This window comes from Paraburkholderia sp. UYCP14C, assembly GCF_004197395.1.
In the GTDB taxonomy this organism is placed as follows: domain Bacteria; phylum Pseudomonadota; class Gammaproteobacteria; order Burkholderiales; family Burkholderiaceae; genus Paraburkholderia.
Map to the genome: position 1 here is coordinate 1 of NZ_SELS01000348.1, position 444 is coordinate 444.

The following is a 444-nucleotide window of genomic DNA, read 5'->3' on the forward strand; positions in this document are numbered from 1 at the left end:
CGGATCTGATCTTCAGCGACGAGACCACCTTCCAGGTGCTGAAAGAAGAAGGCCGAAAGCCGCAAACGAAGAGTTACTGACGAGTGCACCAAATAGTGCGTTGTGCGTTATATGGGCATGAAGACGAAAACTGATGCCCGCAAATTGGACGGTGCCACGCAGGCGCACCTGAGAAAAATGGTGGTGCAGGCCGTGCGTGACGGCATGACGCAGACTGCGGCGGCGAAAACCTACGGGGTGAGCCTGCGAGCAGTAAGCAAATGGATGAAGCTGGTGCGCGACGGCGGCCTGCGGGCGCTGCGACCTGGCAAGCGAGGCCGCCTGCCGGGAAGTGGTCGGTTGAATCACCGACAGGCTGTGAGAATCCGGCGAGGTTCAAAGCTGCGTTACACATGAGGAGGCACCTGGAGCGCCAGGCGATAATGGCGGCCTCATTTTTCATCT

The 444-nt window shown here is 58.8% G+C and carries 1 protein-coding gene; it reads left to right on the plus strand.

Annotated features, from left to right (window positions below; all coding sequences use genetic code 11):
- Window positions 1-117 precede the first annotated feature (117 nt).
- On the plus strand, window positions 118-396 hold the full coding sequence (locus EVC45_RS45180; RefSeq protein ID WP_248295561.1) for a helix-turn-helix domain-containing protein: 279 nt from the start codon (window positions 118-120) through the stop codon (window positions 394-396).
- The last annotated feature ends 48 nt before the right edge of the window (window positions 397-444 follow it).